Consider the following 2,510-nt stretch of genomic DNA (forward strand, 5'->3'; position numbering starts at 1 on the left):
CTTTTAAAAAAAATCGAAAAACATTAATAATTCAAATTAAACTTTAATCATAAATAATAGAGTGGGTTATTTATTTAAATAACCCACTTATTTTTTTCTACTTCACTAATTTCATCCAGCGATAAACTAAAGCCGGGTACAAACACCTTTATAAAATAGTCCATTTCTGGGCTATGTCTTTCTGCTAGCGTTTTTTTCTAATCGATTTTTAGCCAAATTAAATTCACTATTGCCTGCGGCTAACTCTTCAAGACATTTTAAATAAGCGCACAGACTATCTGCTTGCTTAACAATAAAGGTTTCTTCTTCACTATGTAATTGTTCATCGATCAGCGGACGAAAATCATCTTGTAACTCTTCGGGTAACATTTCAATCAGTTTTTGCTGTGCGTATTTTTCTATTTTTTTATATTCATGCGCAATTTGTGGGTTGTGATATTTAATGGGGGTAGGCATATCGCCAGTGATCACTTCGCTAGCATCATGATACATCGCTTGTAATGCAATACGCTCGGCATTGACATTACCTCCAAATTTACGATTTTTAATCACCGCTAACGCATGAGCAACAAAAGCAACTTGTAAACTGTGTTCAGACACGTTTTCTTGGCGAATGTTACGCATTAAAGGCCAACGAGTAATGAGTTTTAAGCGAGAAAGGTGGGCAAAAAAGTAACTCATAATATCTCCCAATTGCGTGATTGAAGATATTATTGTGAGTGGATAATTAACAGATGTAAACGACAATAAAAAAAGAAAATAAAAAACGCAATATAACGGGCTGTTATACTGCGTTTTATTTAAATAGAGAATAATTTTATTGGTGATAACCCACAATAAAGCGACCAAATTTTTGAATTGCCATATCTAAATCATCTTCACGGGGAAGCGTCACAATACGGAAATGGTCTGGGTATGGCCAGTTAAATGCTGTTCCTTGTACTAATAGCACTTTTTCTTGCAATAATAAATCGAGGATCATTTTTTGATCGTCTTTAATACTGTAGCGATTTAAATCAATTTTAGGGAACATATAAAGCGCACCCATTGGCTTAACGCAAGAAACCCCCGGAATTTGATTAATCAGTTCCCAAGCGCGATTACGTTGCTCATATAAACGACCACCCGGCAGGATAAATTCACTAATACTTTGATAACCCCCTAATGCAGTTTGAATGGCATGTTGCATCGGAACGTTGGCGCATAAACGCATAGACGCTAACATATTCAGGCCTTCAATATAGCTTTTAGCGTGTTTTTTAGGGCCGTTTAATACCATCCAACCTTGACGGAAGCCCGCAACACGGTAGGTTTTTGATAAACCATTAAATGTTACAGTTAATAAATCGGGCGCCATCGCTGCAATAGAATGATGCTGAGCATCATCATACAGAATTTTATCGTAGATCTCGTCAGCAAAGATAATGAGGTTATGTTGACGTGCTATTTCAACGATTTCCATCAGAATCTCTTTGCTATACACCGCACCTGTTGGGTTGTTTGGGTTAATAATAACAATACCGCGGGTATTTTTTGTAATTTTACTACGGATATCATCTAAATCAGGGAACCAACCTTGTTGCTCGTCACACATATAATGAACGGCATTTCCGCCAGAAAGGGAAACGGCTGCTGTCCATAAAGGATAATCTGGAGCAGGTACTAGCATTTCATCGCCATTATTTAATAAGGCTTGCATCGCTTGTACGATTAATTCAGAAACACCATTGCCAATATAAATATCTTCAACAGTGACATCGCGCATATCACGGGCTTGATAATGCTGCATGATAGCTTTACGCGCAGAAAATAGCCCTTTGGAATCACTGTAACCCTGAGAGCTGGGTAGATTACGGATAACATCTACTAAAATCTCATCAGGCGCTTCAAAGCCAAAAGGTGCCGGGTTACCGATATTGAGTTTTAAAACTTTGTTACCTTCTTCTTCCAGACGTTTTGCTTCTTGCAAAACCGGACCTCTAATGTCGTAACAGACATGTTCGAGTTTGTTTGATTTTTTAATCTGATTCATAGCGCGTTTACCTAATAGGGTCTGATTCATATCTATACACTGTGATGAACACTGTGGCGATTAGCGACATTTATCGCCAAAGATGATTCATATAGAAAGATATAAATGAAAAGGCTGTCCCAGCAAATAACTGTGCTATCACTCTACTCTTACGTTACAAACTTTTGAAGATGCTAGGTAAATTTTTGGTGTAAAAGGTCAGTTTATTCTTATAATGTTATTTTGATGACTGATTGTATTACTTATGGTAGGTCTATGTTTTGGTTTTTATTAATAAAACTGAAATATTATTCTGTTGAAAAGGTGGTTTTTAGTGTGGTGATTAGAAATAAGTTTGGGTGATAGGTAGGTAAACGAAATGTTGCATAATCAATTATTGAATAATTTTTATCGGATTTGTATTATCTGACTTAATATATTAAATTTTCAAATAATATGGTTAAATCTACTTTATTAGATAGCAATCAATTAGTTTTAA

At 35.8% G+C, this 2,510-nt stretch carries 1 protein-coding gene and 1 pseudogene; both read right to left on the bottom strand.

Annotated elements, in window-relative coordinates; translation table 11 throughout:
- Positions 1-74 precede the first annotated feature (74 nt).
- Positions 75-681 (bottom strand): annotated as a pseudogene (gene yfbR, locus BHE89_RS14475) (5'-deoxynucleotidase).
- Between the two features lie 136 nt (positions 682-817).
- Complete coding sequence (locus BHE89_RS14480) at positions 818-2,032, bottom strand: pyridoxal phosphate-dependent aminotransferase (RefSeq protein ID WP_069367984.1); 1,215 nt, start codon at positions 2,030-2,032, stop codon at positions 818-820.
- Positions 2,033-2,510: the final 478 nt, after the last annotated feature.

It is taken from the genome of Shigella sp. FC1967 (genome assembly GCF_001743005.1).
GTDB lineage: Bacteria > Pseudomonadota > Gammaproteobacteria > Enterobacterales > Enterobacteriaceae > Proteus.

Bases quoted from the DNA above. Each gene is read 5' to 3' on its own strand.
- BHE89_RS14480 (WP_069367984.1), bottom strand. From the start codon at position 2,032: ATGAATCAGATTAAAAAATCAAACAAACTCGAACATGTCTGTTACGAC.